The 20,743-nt window shown below is 71.8% G+C and carries 22 protein-coding genes; 13 read left to right on the top strand and 9 right to left on the bottom strand.

The genetic code is table 11. The annotated features are described in order from the left end of the window. Nucleotides 1–2 precede the first annotated feature (2 nt). Together AB0K11_RS22650 and AB0K11_RS22645 are read left to right on the top strand one after the other, a co-directional pair. Entirely contained in the window at nt 3–1,454 is a 1,452-nt protein-coding gene (locus AB0K11_RS22650; RefSeq protein WP_364982185.1) for a protein adenylyltransferase SelO, read from the top strand. 131 nt (nt 1,455–1,585) lie between these two features. Then, on the top strand, nt 1,586–2,665 hold the full coding sequence (locus AB0K11_RS22645) for a M20/M25/M40 family metallo-hydrolase (RefSeq protein ID WP_364982182.1): 1,080 nt from the start codon (nt 1,586–1,588) through the stop codon (nt 2,663–2,665). A 10-nt stretch (nt 2,666–2,675) separates the two neighbouring features. Here the strand turns inward: AB0K11_RS22645 and AB0K11_RS22640 are convergent, their stop codons facing one another. The 6 genes from AB0K11_RS22640 to AB0K11_RS22615 all read right to left on the bottom strand — a co-directional run bounded on the left by AB0K11_RS22640 (nt 2,676) and on the right by AB0K11_RS22615 (nt 8,899). After that, complete coding sequence (locus AB0K11_RS22640) at nt 2,676–3,338, bottom strand: IF2 family translation initiation factor (RefSeq protein ID WP_364982179.1); 663 nt, start codon at nt 3,336–3,338, stop codon at nt 2,676–2,678. Between the two features lie 25 nt (nt 3,339–3,363). Continuing rightward, nucleotides 3,364–3,909: a CsbD family protein gene (locus tag AB0K11_RS22635; protein WP_364982176.1), complete on the bottom strand. Its 546-nt coding sequence runs from the start codon at nt 3,907–3,909 to the stop codon at nt 3,364–3,366. 82 nt (nt 3,910–3,991) lie between these two features. After that, nucleotides 3,992–4,411: an OB-fold domain-containing protein gene (locus tag AB0K11_RS22630; protein WP_364983105.1), complete on the bottom strand. Its 420-nt coding sequence runs from the start codon at nt 4,409–4,411 to the stop codon at nt 3,992–3,994. 10 nt (nt 4,412–4,421) lie between these two features. Then, on the bottom strand, nt 4,422–5,630 hold the full coding sequence (locus AB0K11_RS22625) for a thiolase family protein (protein ID WP_364982174.1): 1,209 nt from the start codon (nt 5,628–5,630) through the stop codon (nt 4,422–4,424). 33 nt (nt 5,631–5,663) lie between these two features. Continuing rightward, nucleotides 5,664–7,883, bottom strand: a complete 2,220-nt coding sequence (locus AB0K11_RS22620) for an acyl-CoA dehydrogenase (RefSeq protein ID WP_364982171.1) — start codon at nt 7,881–7,883, stop codon at nt 5,664–5,666. Beyond that, the gene (locus AB0K11_RS22615; RefSeq protein WP_364982168.1) at nt 7,880–8,899 is read right to left on the bottom strand and encodes an NAD-dependent epimerase/dehydratase family protein; all 1,020 of its coding nucleotides are present in this window, start codon (nt 8,897–8,899) and stop codon (nt 7,880–7,882) included. The genes AB0K11_RS22620 and AB0K11_RS22615 overlap by 4 nt, the downstream gene beginning before the upstream one ends. Before the next feature lie 97 nt (nt 8,900–8,996). On the opposite strand from AB0K11_RS22615, the gene AB0K11_RS22610 reads away from it, so the two are divergent. Both AB0K11_RS22610 and AB0K11_RS22605 read left to right on the top strand, forming a co-directional pair. After that, a complete protein-coding gene (locus AB0K11_RS22610; RefSeq protein WP_364982165.1) occupies nt 8,997–9,596 on the top strand; it encodes a TetR/AcrR family transcriptional regulator in 600 nt (199 codons plus the stop codon). Nucleotides 9,597–9,607: 11 nt separating this feature from the next. After that, nucleotides 9,608–10,387: a hypothetical protein gene (locus AB0K11_RS22605; RefSeq protein WP_364982162.1), complete on the top strand. Its 780-nt coding sequence runs from the start codon at nt 9,608–9,610 to the stop codon at nt 10,385–10,387. Nucleotides 10,388–10,390: 3 nt separating this feature from the next. Here AB0K11_RS22605 and AB0K11_RS22600 read toward each other — a convergent pair whose 3' ends face one another. Genes AB0K11_RS22600 through AB0K11_RS22590 form a run of 3 tightly spaced genes read right to left on the bottom strand, consistent with a single transcriptional unit; the run spans nt 10,391 to nt 11,742 of the window. Continuing rightward, nucleotides 10,391–10,639: a DUF6480 family protein gene (locus tag AB0K11_RS22600; protein WP_364982160.1), complete on the bottom strand. Its 249-nt coding sequence runs from the start codon at nt 10,637–10,639 to the stop codon at nt 10,391–10,393. A gap of 41 nt (nt 10,640–10,680) precedes the next feature. Continuing rightward, the gene (locus tag AB0K11_RS22595; protein WP_364982157.1) at nt 10,681–11,046 is read right to left on the bottom strand and encodes a hypothetical protein; all 366 of its coding nucleotides are present in this window, start codon (nt 11,044–11,046) and stop codon (nt 10,681–10,683) included. 60 nt (nt 11,047–11,106) lie between these two features. Continuing rightward, nucleotides 11,107–11,742 (bottom strand): TetR/AcrR family transcriptional regulator, encoded by a 636-nt coding sequence (locus AB0K11_RS22590; RefSeq protein WP_364982154.1) that lies wholly within the window; start codon nt 11,740–11,742, stop codon nt 11,107–11,109. 56 nt (nt 11,743–11,798) lie between these two features. On the opposite strand from AB0K11_RS22590, the gene AB0K11_RS22585 reads away from it, so the two are divergent. The 9 genes from AB0K11_RS22585 to AB0K11_RS22545 all read left to right on the top strand — a co-directional run bounded on the left by AB0K11_RS22585 (nt 11,799) and on the right by AB0K11_RS22545 (nt 20,709). Then, a complete protein-coding gene (locus AB0K11_RS22585) occupies nt 11,799–12,434 on the top strand; it encodes a hypothetical protein (protein ID WP_364982151.1) in 636 nt (211 codons plus the stop codon). 13 nt (nt 12,435–12,447) lie between these two features. Next, nucleotides 12,448–13,332, top strand: a complete 885-nt coding sequence (locus AB0K11_RS22580; RefSeq protein ID WP_364982148.1) for an endonuclease/exonuclease/phosphatase family protein — start codon at nt 12,448–12,450, stop codon at nt 13,330–13,332. Then, nucleotides 13,332–14,309, top strand: a complete 978-nt coding sequence (locus AB0K11_RS22575; protein ID WP_364982145.1) for an ATP-dependent DNA ligase — start codon at nt 13,332–13,334, stop codon at nt 14,307–14,309. The genes AB0K11_RS22580 and AB0K11_RS22575 overlap by 1 nt, the downstream gene beginning before the upstream one ends. A gap of 93 nt (nt 14,310–14,402) precedes the next feature. Continuing rightward, the gene (gene treS / locus AB0K11_RS22570; protein WP_364982142.1) at nt 14,403–16,691 is read left to right on the top strand and encodes a maltose alpha-D-glucosyltransferase; all 2,289 of its coding nucleotides are present in this window, start codon (nt 14,403–14,405) and stop codon (nt 16,689–16,691) included. A 38-nt stretch (nt 16,692–16,729) separates the two neighbouring features. Beyond that, nucleotides 16,730–17,140, top strand: coding sequence for a MarR family transcriptional regulator (locus AB0K11_RS22565; RefSeq protein WP_364982139.1), 411 nt, complete (start codon nt 16,730–16,732; stop codon nt 17,138–17,140). After that, nucleotides 17,133–18,107 (top strand): helix-turn-helix domain-containing protein, encoded by a 975-nt coding sequence (locus AB0K11_RS22560; RefSeq protein WP_364982136.1) that lies wholly within the window; start codon nt 17,133–17,135, stop codon nt 18,105–18,107. Before AB0K11_RS22565 ends, AB0K11_RS22560 begins: the two co-directional genes overlap by 8 nt. Before the next feature lie 63 nt (nt 18,108–18,170). Next, nucleotides 18,171–18,950 (top strand): SDR family oxidoreductase, encoded by a 780-nt coding sequence (locus AB0K11_RS22555; protein WP_364982133.1) that lies wholly within the window; start codon nt 18,171–18,173, stop codon nt 18,948–18,950. A 6-nt stretch (nt 18,951–18,956) separates the two neighbouring features. Beyond that, nucleotides 18,957–19,964, top strand: a complete 1,008-nt coding sequence (locus AB0K11_RS22550) for a GTP-binding protein (RefSeq protein WP_364982130.1) — start codon at nt 18,957–18,959, stop codon at nt 19,962–19,964. Between the two features lie 28 nt (nt 19,965–19,992). Further along, a complete protein-coding gene (locus AB0K11_RS22545; RefSeq protein ID WP_364982127.1) occupies nt 19,993–20,709 on the top strand; it encodes a TVP38/TMEM64 family protein in 717 nt (238 codons plus the stop codon). Nucleotides 20,710–20,743: the final 34 nt, after the last annotated feature.

Genomic DNA, 20,743 nt, shown 5'->3' with positions numbered 1-20,743 from the left:
GGGTGAGTGTTGAACCTGCCACCACCGTCGCCCTGCAGCACCGATTCGCCGACGAGCTGCCCGAGCTGGCCGTCCGCTGGCGTGCCGAGCAGGCTCCCGCGCCTGCGCTGCTGCTGTTGAACGAGGCGCTGGCCGCCGACCTCGGCCTCGACCCCGCGTGGCTGCGCAGTGCCGACGGCGTCGGACTGCTGACCGGCAACCGGGTGCCCGAGGACGCCGTGCCGGTGGCCCAGGGCTACGCCGGGCACCAGTTCGGTGGGTACGTGCCGCGGCTGGGCGACGGCCGCGCGCTGCTGCTCGGCGAACGGGAGGACGCCGACGGCCGACTGCGCGACCTGGCGCTGAAGGGCTCGGGTCGCACACCGTTCGCCCGTGGCGGCGACGGGCTGGCCGCCGTCGGACCGATGCTGCGCGAGTACGTGATCAGCGAGGCCATGCATGCACTCGCCATCCCGAGCACCCGGTCGCTGGCGGTCGTCGCCACCGGCAGGCAGGTGCAGCGCGAGACGGTGCTGCCCGGCGCCGTGCTCGCCCGGGTGGCGAGCAGTCACCTGCGGGTGGGCAGCTTCCAGTACGCGGCCGCGTCCGGCGACGCGGAGGTGCTACGCCGCCTCGCCGACCACGCCATCGCCCGCCACCACCCCGCGGCTGCCACTGCCGAGCACCCCTACCTCGCGCTGTTCGAATCGGTGGTGGACGCGCAGGCCCGGCTGATCGCGCAGTGGATGCTCGTCGGCTTCGTGCACGGCGTGATGAACACCGACAACATGACCATCTCGGGCGAGACCATCGACTACGGCCCGTGCGCGTTCATGGAGGCCTACGACCCGGAGACGGTGTTCAGCTCGATCGACAGCTGGGGCCGCTACGCCTACGGCAACCAGCCTGCCGTCGCGCAGTGGAACCTCGCCCGCTTCGCCGAGGCGCTGCTCCCGCTGCTCGCCGACGACCAGGAACGGGCCGTCGCGATGGCGACGGAGGCACTGGGCGGATTCACCCAGCGCTACCAGGCGGCCTGGTCGGCGGGCATGGCGGCCAAGCTCGGCCTGGCCGCCGACACGTCGACGCCGTTGGTGACCGACCTGCTGGCCCTGCTGCACGCCAGCCAGGTCGACTACACGTCCTTCTTCCGCCATCTCGGCGCGGCGGCGCGCGGCGACGCCGAACCGGCGCGGGCGCTGTTCGCCGACCTGGCCGGCTTCGACGCGTGGGCGGCGGCGTGGCGGGCCGCGGATCCCGACCCGGCGTTGATGGACCGCGCCAATCCGGTCTACATCCCCCGCAACCACCTGGTGGAGGAGGCGCTGGTGGCCGCGACGGCCGGCGACCTCACCCCCGTTCAGCAGCTGCTCGAGGTGCTGGCCCGGCCGTACTACGAGCGCCCCGGCCTCGACCGCTACGCCGAACCCGCGCCCGGCGACTTCGGCAACTACCGGACGTTCTGCGGCACCTGACGCAGCTCGCCCGCGCCGGTGCTCACACGGCCCGGGGTTCTGCCCGATAGTCGCCGTCGGCTCCCTAGACTGACTCGCATGACACAACCGCCGCCCGCGCCGGCGCTGCGCTGACGGGTGCGCGACGCGTGATGACCGGGCAGGACCCGGCGGATTTCCGCGAACTGCTGCAGGAACTGCTGTGGGCGTACGGGCCGTGCGGGCAGGAGGACGCCGTGCGCGACATCTGCCGTCGCGAACTGGCGCCCGCCGTGGACGAGATGTGGACCGACGACGCGGGCAACGTCGTCGGGGTCATCCGGGGCGACGGCGGAGACGCGCCGCCGATCCGGCTGATGGCACACATGGACGAGCTGTCGATGCTCGTCAAGCGGGTGGAGCCGGACGGCAGCCTGCACCTCACCCCGCTGGGCACGATGTATCGGGGGAACTTCGGGCTGGGACCGGTCGCGGTGCTCGGCCGCCGCGAGCGGCTGACCGGGGTGCTGACGCTGGGGTCGGAGCACACCACCAGTGAGAGCCAACGGATCTGGGAGACCAAGCCCGACCAGGGCGACAAGGCGCTCGACTGGACCCATGTCTATGTGTTCACCGGGCGCACTCCCGACGAACTGGCTGACGCCGGGGTGGCCCCCGGAACCCGGGTCTGCGTCGATCGGAGCAAGCGCACGCTGGTCGAGTTCGGGGACTACTACGGCTGCTACTTCATCGACGACCGGGCGCCGATCACCGCCCTGCTCCGGACGGCCGAGAGTTTGCACGCGAGTGGCGAACGGCCGGGCGGCGACATCTACTTCGTGTTCACCACCGACGAGGAGATCGGCGGCGTCGGCGGCGCGTACGCCGCACGCACCCTGCCCGACGGCATCACGGTGGCACTCGAGGTCGGCCCTGCCGAGCAGGAGTACGGGACCACCTGCAGCGGCGGGCCGATCGTCGCCTACAGCGACGCACTCTGCGTCTACGACCGGGAGATCGCCGACCGGTTGATGGACGTCGCCGCCGAACTGGGGCTATCACCACAGGGTGCGGTGCTCGGCGCCTTCGAGTCCGACGCCTCGCACGTGAAGGCGGGCGGCCTTGCGGCGCGGGCGGGACTGCTGTGCCTGCCCACGCTAAGCACGCACGGCTACGAGGTGATCACCCGACGGGCGATCCCCGAGATGACCGACGTGCTGGTCGCATGGCTGCGCCGCCCCCTGGACGGCTGACCCGCAGGCGCTAGTCGGCCTTGCGCTTGTCCTTCTCGACGTCGGCCAGTTCCTCGATGCGGTCGGCCTGCTGCTTCTGCTCGGCGGCGGCGGCACGCTTGTCCTGCGCGTCCTCCCGCTTGGCCGCGGCCTGCTCGGTGGCCTTCCGCTCGGCGGCAGTGATCTCGTCCTTCTGCTGACGCTTGGCCGCCTCGGCGGTCTTCACCCGCTTCGCGGCGACGTCGTCAGCCCGGTCCTTCACCGCGTCGGTGCGCTTACGCGCGGCCTCGGCGGCGTTGCGGGTGCGCTCCTGGGCGGTCTCGCGGGCCTCGCGGACCTCTTCGACCTTGTTCTCCTGCGCGGCCTTGCGCTCCTGCGCCGCCTGATCGCGCTTGGCCTCGAACTCGGCGTCGGCCTTCGCCTTCTTCGCCTCGGCAGCCGTGTCGAGCCGGGCTGCCCGGCTCAGCGCGTCACTGCGTTCGACCGAGGCCGCACCGCGCTGCACGAGGTCCGGATCGTTCAGCGCGCCGCCGACGGTGGCGTCGAGGATGCCGAGCGAACGCTCGTAGAACAGCCGCGCAGGCGTCTCCTCGTTCAGGCGGGACACCACGCGCTGCTCGATCAGCTGCAGCGGGAAACGGGCGAGTTGATATTGGAACCGCAGCACGGCCACGGGTAATTCGGTGATCTTCACAAGATTCTCCTGGATGTGGGTCGGGTCAGGACTGGTCCGCGGGCGGCGCCTGCTGGCGAATCCGCTCGGCCTCGGCGTGGGCGCTGGCCGCGGCCTGCTGTGCGGCCCGATGTTCGGCGTCGGCGTCCACGACCTCGGCGGCCGCCGCAGTGGCCTGCGCACGCGCCTCACCCTCGGCCTGCGCCACCTCGCGCTGCGCGTCAGTCTGGGCCTTGGCCGCGGTCCTGGCGACCTCGGCCTGGGCGGCCTGCTCGGCGGTCTGCTTCTCCGCGAGCTGCTGCTGGCGTGCGGCGTTCTCGATGGTCTGGGCTTGCGCGTCGACGGTGGTGCGCTCCTCGGCGGCGGCGACCCTGGCCTCGGCGGCCTCGGACTGCGCCTCGGTGGCTTTGGCGTCGGCCACGGCTTCCTGGGCGTTGGCCTCCCGGCGTTCCTTCGCCTGGGTCTGGTCGAGCTGCCCCTCTGCGGTGAGCGAGTCGTTGCCCGTCACCGCGCCGGCGATCTCCTTGGCCTTGCCCTTGACCGCGTCGACCAGTCCTTTACGGGCCTGATCGGCCTTTTCGTGCTCGGACATGTGTCCCCTCCTGGCTTTGGCTGTCGAGCTGACAGGTTCCACCAGGGCGGATGTTCAAACCTTCGTGTGAGCTGCGCCACCGTCAGGCGGGCCGGTACCGCAGCATCGTCACGTCGTGGTCGGGGTGGTCTCCGGGATAATCGAAGAACACCGGCCGCACCCGCATCCCGATGCGCAGATCCTCGGGTGCGACGTCGACCATCTCGGTGGAGAACCGGGGACCCTCGTCCCACTCGACGATCGCGGGCAGCAACGGCACCGAGTCGGCGAAGTGCGGACCGACGGGACGCCGGGCGACGGTGAACGAGTACAGCGTCCCCATGCCGGAGATCTCCCGCCACTCCAGGTCGTCGGCGAGGGTCCGCGGCGCGCGCACCCGCGGGTAGAACACGTACGCGCCGGACGACGGCGAGTACTGGATGCGGATGCGGTGCTCGGCGAGCGCATCCCAGAACGGCGCCGTGGTGGGCGTCTTGACCGGCATCGGCCGCTCGAACGTCATTTCGCTCATGTCAGTCGCCCTCCAGGATCAGCGTGGTCTGTTCGGAGAGGATGCCGCCGTTGCCGGACACGAACGCGCGGTGGCAGTCGGCGACCTGCGCGGCGCCTGCCCGGCCCATGATCTGGCGGGTGGCGTCGCAGACGTGGTGCATGCCGCCGGCGAGACCGGCCTGCCCGAAGCCGAGCTGGCCGCCCGCCGTGTTGAGCGGGAAGTCGCCGCGGAACGTCAGGTCGTGCTCGGCGACGAAGCCCATGCCCTTGCCCTTCTCGCAGAAGCCCGCGTCCTCCAGGGACAGCAGCACGGTGATGGTGTAGCAGTCGTAGATCGACACCATGTCCATGTCCTCGCGGCGCAGGCCGGTCATCGAGAACGCCGTGTCGGCGGCCTTGGCGATCGGCGTCTGCAGCAGGTCGGCCGCATACGTCGGGGTCTTGAACGGGACGTGTTCGCCGAATCCCCTGATCCACACTGGCCGGTTGCTGGCGCGCCGCGCGATGTCGGCGTTCGCCACCACGACGGCTGCTCCCCCGACGCACGGCATGACGATCTCCAGCATGTGCAGGGGGTCGGCGATCACGGGGCTGGCGAGCACGTCGTCGACCGTCAGCGGCTTGTCGCGCCAGATGGCGCCGTCGGTGTGATTGGCGTTGACCCGCTGGTCGACGACGATCTTGGCCATCGCCCGCTCGTCGTAGCCGTACACCGCGCCGTAGCGCTGCGCCACCTGGCCGTACGGCCCGTTCTGCCCGAGGTTGCCGTACGGGATCTCGAATTCGGCCTGGGGAGAACCGAACTGATTGCTCGACGAGCCGAAGAACACCGCGTCGGACAGCGTCTTGGGCTTGCGGTCCGACATCGGGGTGATGTAGCGGGCGGGCAGCACACACAGCACCACGTCGCACAGCCCCAGTTCGACGGCCGCAGCGGCCCGCCACACCATGCCTGCGGCACTAGCGCCGCCGAGATCCACCAACTCGGCGAAATTCGCCCCGACACCGAGGTATTCGGCGATCGTCGACGGCACGAAGATCTCCGACTCGGCCAGGTGCGAGGTCACGATGCCGTTCACCGCGTCACCGGTCAGCCCGGCGTCGGCCAGCGCGTCGGCGCTCAGCTCCGCCCACTGCTCGAGGGTGAACGGCGCGGGGGACGCCTTGCTCATCCGTTCGGGCGGCAGCTCCACATAGCCGACGATGGCGGCCTCACCGCGCAGTCCCATTCGAACTCCTCTCCGCTGCAATCACGTTCGGGGTCACTTCCGCGGCAGGCCCAGGATCATCTGCGCGATGATGTTGAGCTGGATCTCGGGCGTGCCTCCGCCGATCAACTCGGCGGGCAGGTGCAGGTACGGCGTCACGACCGGCGGGTCGGACTGCTCGGTCACCGCCAGCGGGCCGGCCAGGTCGAGCGTGTGCCGGGACACCTTGCGCAGCAGCACGGTGGTGGCGACCTTCGCGATGCTCGACGCGGGCCCGGCGGCCTGGCCGTCGAGCAGGCGCAGCGTCTCGCGCACACCGAGCGCCCTGATCGCGTTGGTGTAGGCGTCGATCTCGCCGAGCGCGCGCCGCACGTCCTCGCCGTCGGGTCCGGATGCCATGGCGCGCAACGCCGTGGCGCGGTCGTTGTTCACGTAGCCGCTGATGGCGACGCGTTCGGTGGCCATCGTGCTGATGGCCAGCTGCCAGCCCGCGGCCGGGTCGCCCAGCAGCATCTCGTCGGGGACGAACACGTCGGCCAGGAACACCTCGTTGAAATGCGCTTCGCCGTTGGCCTGTTTGATCGGCTGCACCTCGACGCCGGGTGAGCGCATGTCGAGCACGAAGTAGCCGATGCCGCGGTGCTTGGCCGCGTCGGGATCGGTGCGGGCCAGCAGGGCGCCGAAGTCCGCGCGGTCGGCCGACGACGTCCAGATCTTGTGGCCGTTGATGCGCCACCCGCCCTCGACGCGGGTGGCCCGGGTGGACAGCGAGGCCAGGTCCGACCCCGCGCCGGGCTCGCTGAACAGCTGGCACCAACCCAACTCGCCGCGCTGCGTCGGCGGGATCAGCCGCTGCTGCACGTCGGGCGGGGCGGACTGCACCAGGCTCGGCACGATCCACTCGGCGATGCCCAGCGACGGACGCACCAGATCCGGCCGCCTGGCGAACTCCTCGTCGATCACCAACTGCTGCAACGGCGTGGCGTCCAGACCCCAGGGCGCAGGCCAGTGCGGGGCGATCAGCCCGGCGTCGGCGAGCAGGGTGCGCTGCGGTCCGGTCATGAAGTGCTCGTAATCGCCCTGCCTACCGGTGCCGTCGTTGCGCAGCGCAAGCGCCCGGTCCAGGGTGTCGGCCACCTCGGCACGCAGATCCGCCTCGGCCGCACCGAGATTCACCGCCATGTCGCGCACCGCGGTGGTGGCCAGCTCGCCCATCCGCCGAGTCCACCTGCTCATCGGCCCGACGGCGCCTGCCAGGCTCGTCGCCCGCCGCCAGTAGAGGTGCAGGTCGTGTTCCCAGGTGAAGCCGATCGCGCCGAACATGGTCAGCGCGTCGAGCACCAGTTCGGGGGCCGCCGCGACGGCCGTCACGGCCGCGCCCGCCGCGGCGATGCGGTGCTGCTCGGTGGAGTCGCCGTCGGCGCGGACCGCGTCCCACGCCGCGGCCGCCGCCAGTTCGGCGTTGACGAGCAGCATCGCCGCCCGGTGCTGCAGGGCCTGGAAAGCGCCGATCGGCCTGCCGAACTGCTCGCGGGTGCGCAGGTGCGCGGTCACCGCGCCGACACACCAGCCGACGATGCCCGCCGACGCGCAGGCCGTCAGCGCCACCACGACGCAGCGCGCCCGGTCGTCGTCGATACCGGTGAGGGCCGCGGATGCGGGCGCGTCATACCCGTCGAGGCGCAGGATGCCTGCGTCGGTGGTGATGTCGGTGCCGCCCACCGGTTCTGCGGTGACGCCCGGCGCGTCGGCGGGCACGGCGAGCCAGATCACTGCCGCGTCGCCGGTGTGGGCGGGCAGCAGCAGGATTCGTGCCGAGCAGGCGCCGGGGATGGCGGTGGTGACGCCGCTGACGCGCCAGCCGCCGTCGCTCGGCTCGGCCCGCAGGTCCGAGTACTCGGGCAGCACCACCGCGGCGGGGGCGCCGTCGGCGAGGGCGGTCAGCAGGCCAGTGGCCGCGGGGGTGGGGTCGGCGTGCAGGGCCACCGCGCCCGCGGCGACGGTCGGCAGCAATGGTCCGGGCAGCGCGGCTTGCGCGGCCGCCTCGACGACGCACGCGGTGTCGGCCAGCGTGCCGCCCTGCCCGCCGCAGCTCTCCGGCAGGTGCACGGCGTGGAAGCCGTTGGCCACCAGTTCGTTCCACCAGGGCGGCAGTTCGCCCCCGGCGAGCTGGTCGAGCAGCTCGCGGGTGTGGCCGACCGGGGCGTGCCGCGCCGCGAACTGCGCGACGGCGTCGGTCAGGTGCTGCTGCTCCGGGGTGAGCCCGATGGTCATGACGCCTCCTCTGCCGCGGTGGTGTCGCGGCGCCGCCGGTCGCGGAAGAATCGGGCGGCGTCGGCGATCGCCTCGGTCGCGGGCCGGGGCTGCCAGCCGAGTTCCCGGGCCGCCTTGGAATGGTCCATCGGCGACATGATGTGCATGAGCCGCACGCTGATCCGGGTCAGCCGGGTGTCGCGGCCCCGGATCCGGGCCGCCGCCTCACCGGCCGCACCGAGCGCCGACATCACCGGGAGCGGCACGCCGACCCGGGGCGGCGTCGTCCCGACGGCGTCGCAGGCGCAGCGGTAGACGTCGCGGGCGCTCATGAACCGTTCGGAGACGATGTAGCGCTCGCCGACGCGTCCGACCCGGCCGGCCAGCAGCATGGCGCGTGCCGCGTCCTCGACACCCACCACCTCCGACTGCGCCCCGGCGACGTGGAACGGCAGCCTCCCGCGGACCGCGGCCGCCACCAGACCCCCGTGCGGGGTGGGCAGCCAGTCGCCGGGGCCGTAGGTGTTGGCCACGCACATCGCGACGCCGGGCAGCCCGCGGTCGCGGCAGTAGTCGAACAGCAAATTCTCCGCCGCCACCCGGGTGCGGATGTACTCGCCGCCCTCGTCGAGCCAGTTGTGGGCAGTCGCCTCGGTGGCCGGCCCGTCGCGGACGCGGCCGATGGTGCCGATGGAACTGGTGAACACGAACCGGTGCAGTGGCGCCTGCGCGGCGATGTCGAGCACGCTGCGCAGGCCGTCGACGTTGGTGCGCCACATCGGTGCCGGGTCGCGCAGCCACGGCCGCGCGTCGACCACGCAGTAGTACACGGTGTCGCATCCGTCGATCGAGTCGCGCACCGCCGCGGTGTCGAAGACGTCGCCGTAGCGACGTTCGACGTCCAGGCCGTCGATGCCGCGGGTGGAGCTGATGGTGCGGATCAGCACCCGCACGTCCTCACCGGCGGCCACCAGTGCCCGGGTGACGTGCGAGCCGAGGAACCCGCTCGCGCCGATGACCAGACTCCTCGAGGCCACTCCCACCGCTTCCGTCGTCGCCTGGCGAGACGGACCGTCTCGTCTCGCGCTAGGTTACGCTAGCCGGATCCGGCCGACGACCGCGCAGGGGGTGGCTGTGCCACAGCTCGACACCGCGCCGCGACGGCGCAGCGAGAAGTCGCGCGCCGCGATCGTCACCGCCACGCGGGAGTTGCTGCTGGAGCGCGGCTTCGACGGGTTGAGCATCGAGGCCGTGGCGGCCCGCGCCGGTGTCGGCAAGCAGACCATCTACCGCTGGTGGCCGAGCCGGCCCGCGCTGGTGGCCGACGTGCTGCTCGAGGACGCCGACCGGATCCTTCGCCCGGTCGCCTACTCCGACGACGTCACGACCGACCTCGCCCGGTGGGCGGGCAGGCTGGCGGCCACCCTGACCACCGCGCGGGGTTCGGCGATGCTGCGCATCCTCACGGTCGCCTCCATCGAGCACGACGACACCGCGGACCGGCTGCGCAGCGGATTCAGCGGTCCGCTGCAGGAGGCGGTGCGGTCACGGCTGCTCGCCGACGGGGTCGACGAGGCGGTCGCCGAGGCCGCCGCCGACGCCATCGTCGGCGGCATCGTGTATGCCGTTCTGCGCGAAGGCCGTTCGTATCCCCGCCACCGGGCGGAGTTCGCGACCCGCACCATCGTGGACTCGATGACCGGACGCGGCCCGGCCGACGGCCACCGGCCATAGACTGACCGACCGTGAGCACACTGTTCGGCTTCGCGCCGTGGATCGTGTACTGGGTGCTCGTCGGCAACGTGCCGGCGAGCACCGCCGTCCTGGCGGCGCTGGCGATCGCGGCCGCCGGGTTCGGGATCGGCCGGGCGCTGCACTGGCCGGGCCGCACCCTGGAGCTCGGCGCGGTGATCGTCTTCGCGGTGCTGACGGTGCTGACGTTCACCACCAGCGAGGCGTTCATGGCGGAGTGGCTGCAGCCGCTCGGCAACCTCGGCATCTTCGGAGTCGCGCTGATCGGCCTGCTGGCGGGCCGGCCCTTCGTCCGCGAGTTCGCCGAGGTGGGCCGTCCGGCCAACGTGCTCAAGAGCGAGCTGTTCGAGCGCATCACGACACTGCTGACCTGGATCTGGATCGCCGCGTTCGCCGGCATGACGATCTCGTCGGTGATCCCGCCACTGGTCTGCCGGGCCACCATCTTCGACGCCGACACCCCGCTGTCGTTCGTCTGCTACTGGGTGATCCCGTTCGTACTGCTCGGCCTGGCGGCGCTGGCGTCGAAGGTGCTGCCCGACCGGATGACCGCGGGCATCGACGACGCCCAGCGCAACACCACGTTCGTCGCCTACGGCGAGGCCACCATCGACGAGCTGTACTACCTCGCCAAGGAGCACGCCGACCGGGAGACGGGCGCGGGCGAAGAGGCCTACGACGTCAGGGTCGGCGGCAAGGGCACCCCCTTGGTCGGCGACGAGGACCGGATGTCCTGGCCGTCCAGTTACAAGGTGCGCAAGGTCAACCGCTGAGGATCAGCGGAACACGCCCGCTATCTCGAGCAGCCGCAGCACCGCCACCACCAGGAACACCGCCGCGATGATCCCGACGATCGCGAACGCGGCGATCGCGCCGGGGGTGAACCGGCGTGCGGGGGTGGGGTCGGTGTTCGCCGACTGGGTGACGTGCGCCGAGTCGGGCGGGGTGTCGCCTGGCGCCACGCCGCCGCCGGGTTCGAGCCCCGGGGTGTCGACGGGATCCGGGTCTGGGGGCTGGGCTGTCATCGGGTGAGGCGTACCCGCTGGCACGGGGCTCACACGTGACGTCACAGCATCCCGGCGATCGCGCTGACGAGGTAGACGCCCGACACCGCGGTGAAGCAGATGATCGCCAGCGCCGCGGCGGGCCACGGCGCGGTGGGCCTGCCCTGTCTGCGCGCCCGCCGGATGCCGACCGTCATCAGCACGAAGGCGACGGCGGCGCCGCCCCACACCCAGCCGAAGACCGTGAGGTTGACGCCGGTGTCGCAGCCGCTGCGGCAGACGTCGAGAGCGGTGGCCCCGGCGAGCATCGACCAGAACACCGAGACGCAACCGGCGAGGACCACCAGCGGAGCCAGGATGCTGGTCCTCCTGCTGTCCTGCCGCTGAGCGGGCGACGGGGCGGGCGGGTACGGCGGATGCTGCGACATGTGCTCAGTATCGCCGCGGGTCAGGCCCCTTCGGCGCAGCAGTTTCGCCGGGCGCGCGGGTCACGGCCTGCGGGCGCAGCCCCGCCACACCGTGTCGACGAGGCCGGTCAGCGCGTCGTCGTCGAGCGCGGGCAGGCCGAACACCAGGCGGTAGTACGCCGGTGACACCAGCGCGTCGACGACCACCTCCGGGTCGGCGCCGTCGCGCAGTTCACCGCGGGCCGCGGCGTCGTGCAGCACCCCCATCAGTGCGGCCCGCCGCGGCAGCAGCCACTGGTCGAGCAGCGCGGTGCCGACGGCGCGGTCGGAGTCGGCGGCGCTGATCACCCGCCGGACGAGCGGTCCGGTGCCGGTGTCGGACAGGATCGCGTTGAGCGAGTGCACGTGGTGGGTGAGCGCCTCGCGGGTGCTGCTGCCCTGCGGCCGGATGATGGATCCCACGGTGGAGCCCAGGAGGCCCTCGAGCACGATCGCCGCCGACGACGGCCACCACTTGTAGACCGTGGTGCGGCTGACGGCGGCGCGCTTGGCGATCGCGTCGATGGTGGCCGCCCCGGGGCCGCCGGAAAGCGCCAGGTCGGCGGCGGCGCGCAGCACGGCGTCGCGGACGGTGACGTCGCGGGGTCTGCCGCGGCGCGCCGGTCCGGCGGTGTTTGCGCCCCCCTCGACGGCGCGTGTACCGTGTTTTGTGGACATCGTGTCCAGTATATGTCCAGCTCATGAACCACAATCGGGGGAACCAGCAGATTTCCATGCGCGTCTTGTCGAGCACCACCGTCACCATCGCCGCAGCGGCCGTTCTCGCCGCCGTCCTGGCCGGCTGCACGCCGCCGTCCGGTCAAGAGGCGACGGCCCCGACGGGACTGCCCGCGGCCACCACCACGGCGCCCAGTTCGGCACCCAAGGAGAACAGCAGCGCCGTCGACTACTCGAGTCTGCTCATCGAGCCCGGTGACATCGACAGCCCCGGCGACACCTTCACCCCGCGGTCGTCGGTGCCCAACCGTCGTGGCGGCCAAGGGGTTTCGGCACTGTTCGTGAACCAGGACGACACCAAGGCCGTCGGCGTCACCATCAACGTCACCCCCGACGAGGCCGCCGCGACCAGTGCCCTGGACGCCAGCGTGAAGTCCCTGACCGCCTCGGTGGTGGGCGGCACCCCGCAGCCCTCGCCGGTCGGCACCGGCGGCACGGTGATCAGCGGAACCGCGCCCGACGGCAACAAGGACGTCACCCTGCTGTTCTTCACCCAGGGTCCCGCGGTGGTCCGGATCGAGTTCGGCAGCGTGCTGGGCCAGCCCACCCCGCCCGAGGTGGTCACCGACGTCGGCACCAAGCAGGCGATCGCACTGCGCACAGGGCTGTCCGACTCCTCCGCGCCGCGCTGATCCGCATGGTGCCGTGAGGGGTCGTCGCCGCCTCCCGGTCGAGCGGTTCGATGCTGCCGGCGGCCGGTGGCGTGAGGTGCACGCGCCCGCGCCGGTCGAGTGCGACGAACTCACCCTGGCCACCTTCAACATGTGGTTCGACGAACACTTCGCCGATCACCGCTACCGCGCGATGGCCGCCCTGCTCTGCGACGCCATGCCGGACGTGATGGTCTTCCAGGAGGTCACGGCGCCGGCGCTGGAGGTCTTCCTCACCCAGTCCTGGGTCCGCGAGCACTACCTGGCGAGTTCGATCACCGGTGACGGCGTCGGCAACTACGGGATGCTGCTGCTCACCCGGCTGCCGGTCGACGGCGTGACCTACACGCGGCTGCCGACGCGGCTGGACCGCGGCTATCTGCGCGCAGATCTCACGGTCAACGGCGCCGCGGTGGCGGTCTGTTGCGTGCACCTCGACAGTGGCAAGCGGTCGGCGCGGCTGCGGGCCCGTCAGCTGCGCTCACTCTTTCGCGCCGTGCGCGGGGTCGACGAGGCGGTGCTGCTCGGCGACTTCAACATGCGCGACACCGAGAACGGCCGCATCACCGCGCCGTTCACCGACGTCTGGCCGGCGCTGCGTCCCGGCGAGGACGGCTTCACCGAGGACACGTCGATCAACCTGATGCGGTTCGACAGCAAGAACAAGCACCGCCACGTCCGGTTCGACCGGGTGCTGGTCAAGGGCAGGCGGTGGGAGCCGGTCGGCATCGACCTGCTCGGCACCCGGCCGGTGTCCGCCGCGCTGCCGCGGGTCTTCCCGTCCGACCACTTCGGGGTGGTGTGCCGCCTCGCCCACCGCGCGGCGGCGCAGGCCCCGCGACCGCCCTGGTGGCGCCGCGCGGGTTCTAGGGTGGGCTGATGGGTGGCGAGCACCGCGACGGCGTCGAGCTGACCAACCTCGACCAGGCCCTGACACCGGACGCCGGAGCCACCAAGCGGGACCTGATCGACTACCTCGACGCCGTGGCCGACCGCATCCTGCCACGCCTGGCCGGCCGCCCGCTCACGGTGCTGCGGGTGCTGCGCGGCCGGGCGCCGTTCATGCAGAAGAACGTCCCGAAGTACACACCGGACTGGGTGCGCACCGCGTCGATCTGGGCCGAGTCCTCCCACCGCGAGGTGCGCTACGCGCTGTGCGACGACCGCCGGACCCTGCTGTGGCTGGCCAATCAGCGCGCCGTCGAGTACCACCCGACGCTCGGGCTGGCCGCCGACATCTACCGGCCGACGCACCTGATCCTCGACCTCGACCCGCCCGAGGGCGCCGACTTCTCCGCGGTGGTGGCCGTCGCGCACCTGGTGCGTCAGGCGCTGACCGACAGCGGGCTGGCGGGCGCCGTCAAGACCAGCGGCGCCAAGGGCCTGCACGTGTTCGTGCCGATCGACGACCACACCCCGGTCGACGACGTCGCGGGCGCCACCCGCGCGCTCGCCGCACGGGCCGAGGCGCTCGACCCGGACATCGCGACCACCGCGTTCATCGTCTCCGACCGGGGCGGCAAGGTGTTCGTCGACTCCACCAGGGCCGGCGGGGCCACCGTCGCCGCCGCGTACAGCCCGCGGCTGCGGCCGGGCACGCCGGTGTCGTTCCCGGTGCCGTGGTCCGACCTCGACCGGGTGACGCCCGCCGATTTCACGGTGCACACCGCGATCGACGCGCTCGGGGCGGGCGACCCGTGGGCGGAGTCGATGCCGCCGCCGCAACGGCTGCCCGACGACCTCGTCGCGCACGGCCGGACCATCCCGGTGGCGCGCGTTGCGGCGATGCACGAGGGCAAGCGCCGGGCCCGCGCACGGCGGGCCGGTGACCCGGCGGCGCCCGGTGCCGATACGTAGGGTTGAACGCGACCGGTTTCGACACCGAGGTGCGCTGGCAATACTCCGTCGGAACGGCACCCGGCCGGTCACCACATCCAGTGAAGGGGATTCATGTCTCAGGCGGCAGAGTCGGAGCCCGACGATCAGCTGACGGCTCTCGACGAACAGGCCACCGGCGAGCAGGCCCCGGACGACCAGCCCAACGAGCCCACCGAAGTCACCTTCGACGAGTACCTGCATCCGGCGCGCCCGCGGTCGCTGCGGTTCCGGCCGCGCGTCAAGGCGCCGTTCACCCGCCGCTCGCTGTCCCAGGACGGCTCCCCCACCGGCGACAACCCGGCGTACGTGTCCTGGCTGCTGTCCCAGTCGATGCTGGCCGACGCCAACGAGATCAGCCAGCAGTTCTCCGGGCAGGGCTCGATGTGGCAGAACCCCTACGCCACCCCCAGTCCGCGCGGCGCCGTCGAGACCGCATCGGTGTGGTTCACTGCCTACCCGCTGTCGCTGATCACCCGGTCCAACGAGTCGTTCCTCAAGGCGATGGCCGACGAGGACATGTGGAAGGCGTTCTCCGAGATCGGCATCGAGGCCATCCACACCGGCCCGGTGAAACGCGCGGGCGGCATCTCCGGCTGGCAGCTGACGCCGAGCGTCGACGGGCACTTCGACCGCATCAGCACGCAGATCGATCCGGCGTTCGGCACCGAGGAGGAGTTCCGCCACATGTGCGGGACCGCCAACTGGTACGGCGGCACCATCATCGACGACATCGTGCCCGGCCACACCGGCAAAGGCGCCGACTTCCGGCTCGCCGAGCTGAAGTACGCCGACTACCCCGGCATCTACCACATGGTCGAGATCGACCCGCGGGATTGGGAGCACCTGCCTGCGGTCCCGGCCGGCCAGGACTCGGTGAACATCGACCCCACCACCGAGGAGTGGCTGGACAAGGCCGGCTACATCATCGGCAGGCTGCAGCGGGTGATCTTCTACGCCGAAGGCGTCAAGGAGACCAACTGGAGCGTCACCCGTCCCGTGGTCGGCATCGACGGCGTCGAACGGCGCTGGGTCTACCTGCACTACTTCAAGGACGGGCAGCCGTCGATCAACTGGCTCGACCCGTCATTCGCAGGCATGCGACTGGTCATCGGCGACGCGCTGCACTCGCTGGCCGACCTCGGCACCGGCGGCCTGCGGCTGGACGCGAACGGCTTCCTCGGCGCGGAGAAGACCGCCGCCGAGGACGGTGTCGGCTGGTCGGAGGGCCACCCGCTGTCGGAGGCCGCCAACCACCTGATCGCGAGCATGGTGCGCAAGGTCGGCGGGTTCACCTTCCAGGAGCTCAACCTCACCATCGACGACATCCGCGAGATCGGCGAGGCGGGCGCCGACCTGTCCTACGACTTCGTCAACCGGCCCGCCTACCACCACGCGCTCGCGACCGCCGACACCGAGTTCCTGCGGCTGACGCTGCGCACCACCCTGGAACTCAACGTGGACCCGGCGTCACTGGTGCACGCGCTGCAGAACCACGACGAGCTGACCTACGAACTCGTGCACTGGTCGACCGGGCACCGCGACGACATCTACACCTACAAGGGCGAGGAGATCACCGGTGAGGTGCTCGGCGAGACCGTCCGCCGGGACCTGTCCGACCGGCTGACCGGTGAGAACGCCCCGTACAACCTGGTGTTCACCACCAACGGCATCGCCTGCACCACCGCGACGGTGATCGCCGCGACCCTCGGCGTCACCGACCTCGACCAGATCCATGACGTCGACCGGATCCGCCGGGCCCACCTGCTGCTGGCGATGTTCAACGCGCTGCAGCCCGGGGTGTTCGCGCTGTCGGGCTGGGACCTGTGCGGGATGCTGACGCTGCCGGCGGGCAAGGTCGCCGAACTGCTGCGCGGCGGGGACACCCGCTGGATCCACCGCGCCGCCCACGACCTGATGGGGGTCAACCCGACGGCGACGCAGTCGCAGGCCGGGATGCCGCGGGGACGCAGCCTCTACGGCCCGATCCCCGAGCAGATGGCCGACGAGACCAGCTTCCTGCGTCAGCTGCAGGCGATCCTGCGGGTGCGCTCGCACTACGGCATCGCGACCAGCCGCCAGATCGACATCCCCGAGGTCTCGCACCGCGGGATGCTGGTGCTCGTGCACCAACTCGCCGACGAGAACCGGTACCAGCTCACGGTGCTGAACTTCGCCAACGAGGACATCGCCGGATCGGTGCGCTCGAAGAAGCTGCCGCCGGGTTCGTCGGTGTCGGACATGTTCACCGGCAAGGCCTTCGCGACGGTCGACGACCTGCACAGCTTCGCCGTCGAGATGCCCGCGCACCACGGCATGTCGCTGCTCGTCGAGGCGCCGGTCGAGGATCTCGACGAGGACTGAGCTTCAGTCCGACTTACAGTCAGGCTTATAGTGGCGGGGTGACCCGGAGTCCCCTGATCGACAGCACCACCATGCTGCTCATCGGCGCGGGTCGCGCCGCGCAGCGCCGTCTCGAGGACGCGCTGGCCGAACACGGCCTGACGCTGCGTCACCTCGGTGCGCTGGGCCACCTGTCGCGTGCGCAGGACCTGTCCTACAGCGACCTCGCGCGACGGGCCCGTATCACCCCACAGAGCATGCAGGCCACCATGATCCAGCTCGCCGACGCCGGCGCCGTCGTGATCGAGAGCCGCGGCCGGGCGTCGTACCCGCGGCTCACCGCGCACGGCAGGCACCTGCTCACGGTCGCCGCGGACGCCGCGGCCGACTGTGACCGAGCGCTGGCCGTGCCCGACGCGCTGCGCGACGCGCTCGCCGCGGTGGTGCGACGGGAGATGTTCGGTGAATAGCCCGCCGCACACGGTGGCGGTGGTGGCGCTGCCCGACACCATCGCGTTCGACCTCAGCACGCCGGTCGAGGTGTTCGGCTGGGTCACCCTCGCCTCGGGCGAGCCGGGTTACCGGGTCCTGGTGTGCGGCACCGAACCCGTCGTCAGCGCAGGCCCGTTCCGCATCGCCACCGACCGCGGCCTCGACGCGCTGTCCGAGGCCGACACCATCGTGGTTCCGGGCCGCCGAGACGTGACGGCGTCCCCGCCCGCTGCGCTGGTGATCGCGCTGCGCGCGGCGTACGCCCGTGGCGCCCGGATCGTCTCGATCTGCACCGGGGCCTTCACCCTGGCCGCCGCCGGACTGTTGGCAGGCCGCCGCGCGACCACCCACTGGATCGGCACCGACGCGTTCCGGGCCGCCTTCCCGGACGTGCTGCTGGATCCCAACGTGCTCTACGTCGACGACGGGCAGATCCTCACCTCGGCGGGCGCGTCGGCCGGCATCGACCTGTGCCTGCACATCGTGGCGCGCGATCACGGCGCCGCCATCGCCGCCGACGCCGCCCGGCTGTCGGTGGCCCCGCTGCACCGCAGCGGCGGCCAGGCGCAGTTCATCGTCCGCAACCGGGTTCCGCTGCCCACCTCCGGCGTCCGCCGCGAGTTCGACTCCGTGCTGGCCTGGATCGAGACCGAGGCACACCGCGAGCTGACGCTCGGCGAGATCGCGGCGCGGGCGGCGATGAGCGTGCGGACGCTCAACCGCCGCTTCCAGGCCGAGACCGGCCAGACCCCCATGCAGTGGGTCACCGGCGTCCGGGTGCGCCACGCCCAGGAGCTGCTCGAGACGTCGGACCTGGGCGTGGAGTCGATCGGCAGGCGGGTGGGCTTCAGCTCGCCCGCGAACTTCCGCGAGCAGTTCCGCAGGCTGGCCGGGGTGCCGCCGCGCAGCTACCGGGCGGCGTTCCAGGACCGCCTCGCGGGGTAGCGGTTTGCCCTTCGTCGCGCGGCACTGGTTCCATGGACTGACACTTACGAAAGGCTTGCCTAAATGAACGCTCCCCATGCCGACGTCGCGGGTCTGCGCCTTCTCGTCGTCGGGGCGTCGTCGGGGATCGGCCACGCCGTCGCCACCGGGGCAGGCAGGCACGGCGCGCGGGTGGCCGTCGCGGCGCGCCGGATCGACCTGCTCACCGAGCTGGCCGAGTCGGTGGGCGGCCTGGCGTTCGAGCTCGACGTGGCCGACCCGTCGGCCATCACCTCGGTGGTCTCCGCCGCGGCTGAGGCACTCGGCGGCCTGGACGCCGTCGTGTTCACCAGCACCGTGATCCCGTTCGCCTTCGTCGAGGACACCGACGTCGCCACCTGGATCCACGCGTTCACCGTCAACACCGTCGGCGCGAGCAACGTGCTGCGGGCCGCGCTGCCCCACCTGTCGGAGAGCGGCGTCGTGCTCATCGCGTCCGACCACAACGTCGGCAGGCCGCGGGCCGGAGTCGCCGCCTACAGCGCCAGCAAGGCCGCACTCGACGAGATCCTGCGGTCCTGGCGCGGCGAGCACCCGGAGCTGTCGGTCATCCGGGTCGGCATCGGCCCCACCGAGGACACCGAGATCCTGCGCGGCGCGGACCGCGACCTGCTGGCCCAGCTGTTCCAGTCCTGGGTCCAGGATGGTCAGCTGCCCGCCAGGATGTCCGCCCTCGACGACGTGGCCGACACCCTGCTCACCCTCATCGCCGCGGCGCACGCGAACCCGACCGTCGTCCCCGAGTTCGTCCAGCTCGCACCCCGATTCAAGAAGTCGGCGGCGCGGCCCGCGCAGGCCGACTGACCGCCGGTGCGGGCCGTACCGGTCATCGCGCTGACCGGTTATCTCGGCGCCGGGAAGACCACGCTGCTCAACCATGTGCTGCGGGCCCCGGACGCCCGAATCGGCGTGGTGATCAACGATTTCGGTGAGCTCAACGTCGACGCCGCACTGGTCACCGGGCAGGTCGACGAGCCGGCCTCGATCGCGGGCGGCTGCATCTGCTGCCTGCCCGACGACGGGGCGCTCGACGTCGCGCTGCAGAAGCTGGCCGACCCGAGGCTGAATCTCGACGCGATCATCGTCGAGGCCAGCGGACTGGCCGACCCGGTCGCCATCTCGCGGATCATCCGGTTCAGCGGCGTCGACAACGTGCGCCCGGGCGGCATCGTCGACGTCATCGACGCCGCAATGCATTTCGACACTGTCGACCGCGGCGGCACCGCGCCGGCCCGCTACGGTGCGGCGTCACTGGTGGTGGTCAACAAGCTCGACCGGATCCCCGAGGACGGTCGTGGCGCCGCCTTGGAGCGGATCGAGGCGCGGGTCCGCGAGCGCAACCCCGATGCGCACGTCGTCGGCGCGGTGGGCGGCAGGGTCGACCCCACGCTGCTGTACGACGCGGCGGGCACCGCTGAAGCCTTCGGGCAGTTGTCCTTCCGGGAGTTGCTGATCGAAGATCAACACCACCACGTGCACGCCGACTCGGTGACGGTGACCGGCAGCGGAGGCGTCGACCCCGGCGCGCTGGTCGACCTGCTCGAGCAGCGGCCCGCAGGCGTCTACCGGCTCAAGGGCACCGTCGCCGTCCGCTTCCGGGCCCGCACGCGCGGCTACGTGGTGAACGTCGTCGGCACGTCGATCCATGTGAGCACCGCCGACCGTGCGCCCGCGGTCAACGGGCTGGTGGCGATCGGCACGTCGTTCGACACCGACGAGGTGCGCACGCAGATGACGACCGCACTGCGCCCGGCCGAGGGCGCGGTGTCCGCGGCCGGGCTGCGCAGGCTGCAGCGCTACCGGCAGCTCAGCTTCTGAGTGCCGGTGCGGCAGGATCGCGGATGACATGACCGACTCCGCCGACGACGACGACGGCGCCGCGGCGCCGAACCGGCGCAGGCACATCCTGCGACTGGCGCTCTTCGCCGCGCTGCTGCTGACGCTGTTCTACGTCGTCGCGGTGACGCGGGTGGTCGACGTCGAGGGAGTGCGGCAGGCGGTGGCCGCCACCGGCCCGGTCGCACCGCTGACCTATGTGGTGGTGTCGGCGGTGCTCGGCGCGGTGTTCGTGCCGGGGCCGCTGCTCGCCGCAGGCAGCGGTGCGCTGTTCGGCCCGGTGCTCGGCCTGTTCGTCACGCTGGGCGCGACGGTCGGCACGGCCGTCATCACCAGCCTGCTCGGCCGGCGGGCGGGTCGCGACAGCGCCATGGGCCTTCTCGGGCCGGAGCGCGCCGGACGCATCGAGGCCCAGATCGCCCGGCACGGGCTGTGGGCCGTCGTCGGTCAGCGCTTCGTTCCCGGCATCTCCGACGCGCTGGCCTCTTACGCCTTCGGCGCGTTCGGGGTGCCGGTCTGGCAGATGGCCGCGGGTGCGCTGATCGGATCGGTGCCGCGGGCGTTCGTCTACACCGCGCTCGGCGCCTCCATCGGTGACCTGTCCTCACCGCTGATCTATGCGGCCATCGCCGTCTGGTGCGTGACGGCCGTCGCCGGCGCGTTCGCCGCACACCGCGGATTCCGGCACTGGCGGGCCGGGCGCTTGGACCGCCGCGATAACGGGTAGTTCCGAGCGCAGCAACCGGCCATCCGCACGTCAG

The sequence above is a fragment of the Mycobacterium sp. NPDC050551 genome, from assembly GCF_040674075.1.
Lineage (GTDB): Bacteria > Actinomycetota > Actinomycetes > Mycobacteriales > Mycobacteriaceae > Mycobacterium.
Note: the sequence above shows the minus strand (reverse complement) of the source record. Positions and strands in the feature narration are given on the sequence as shown.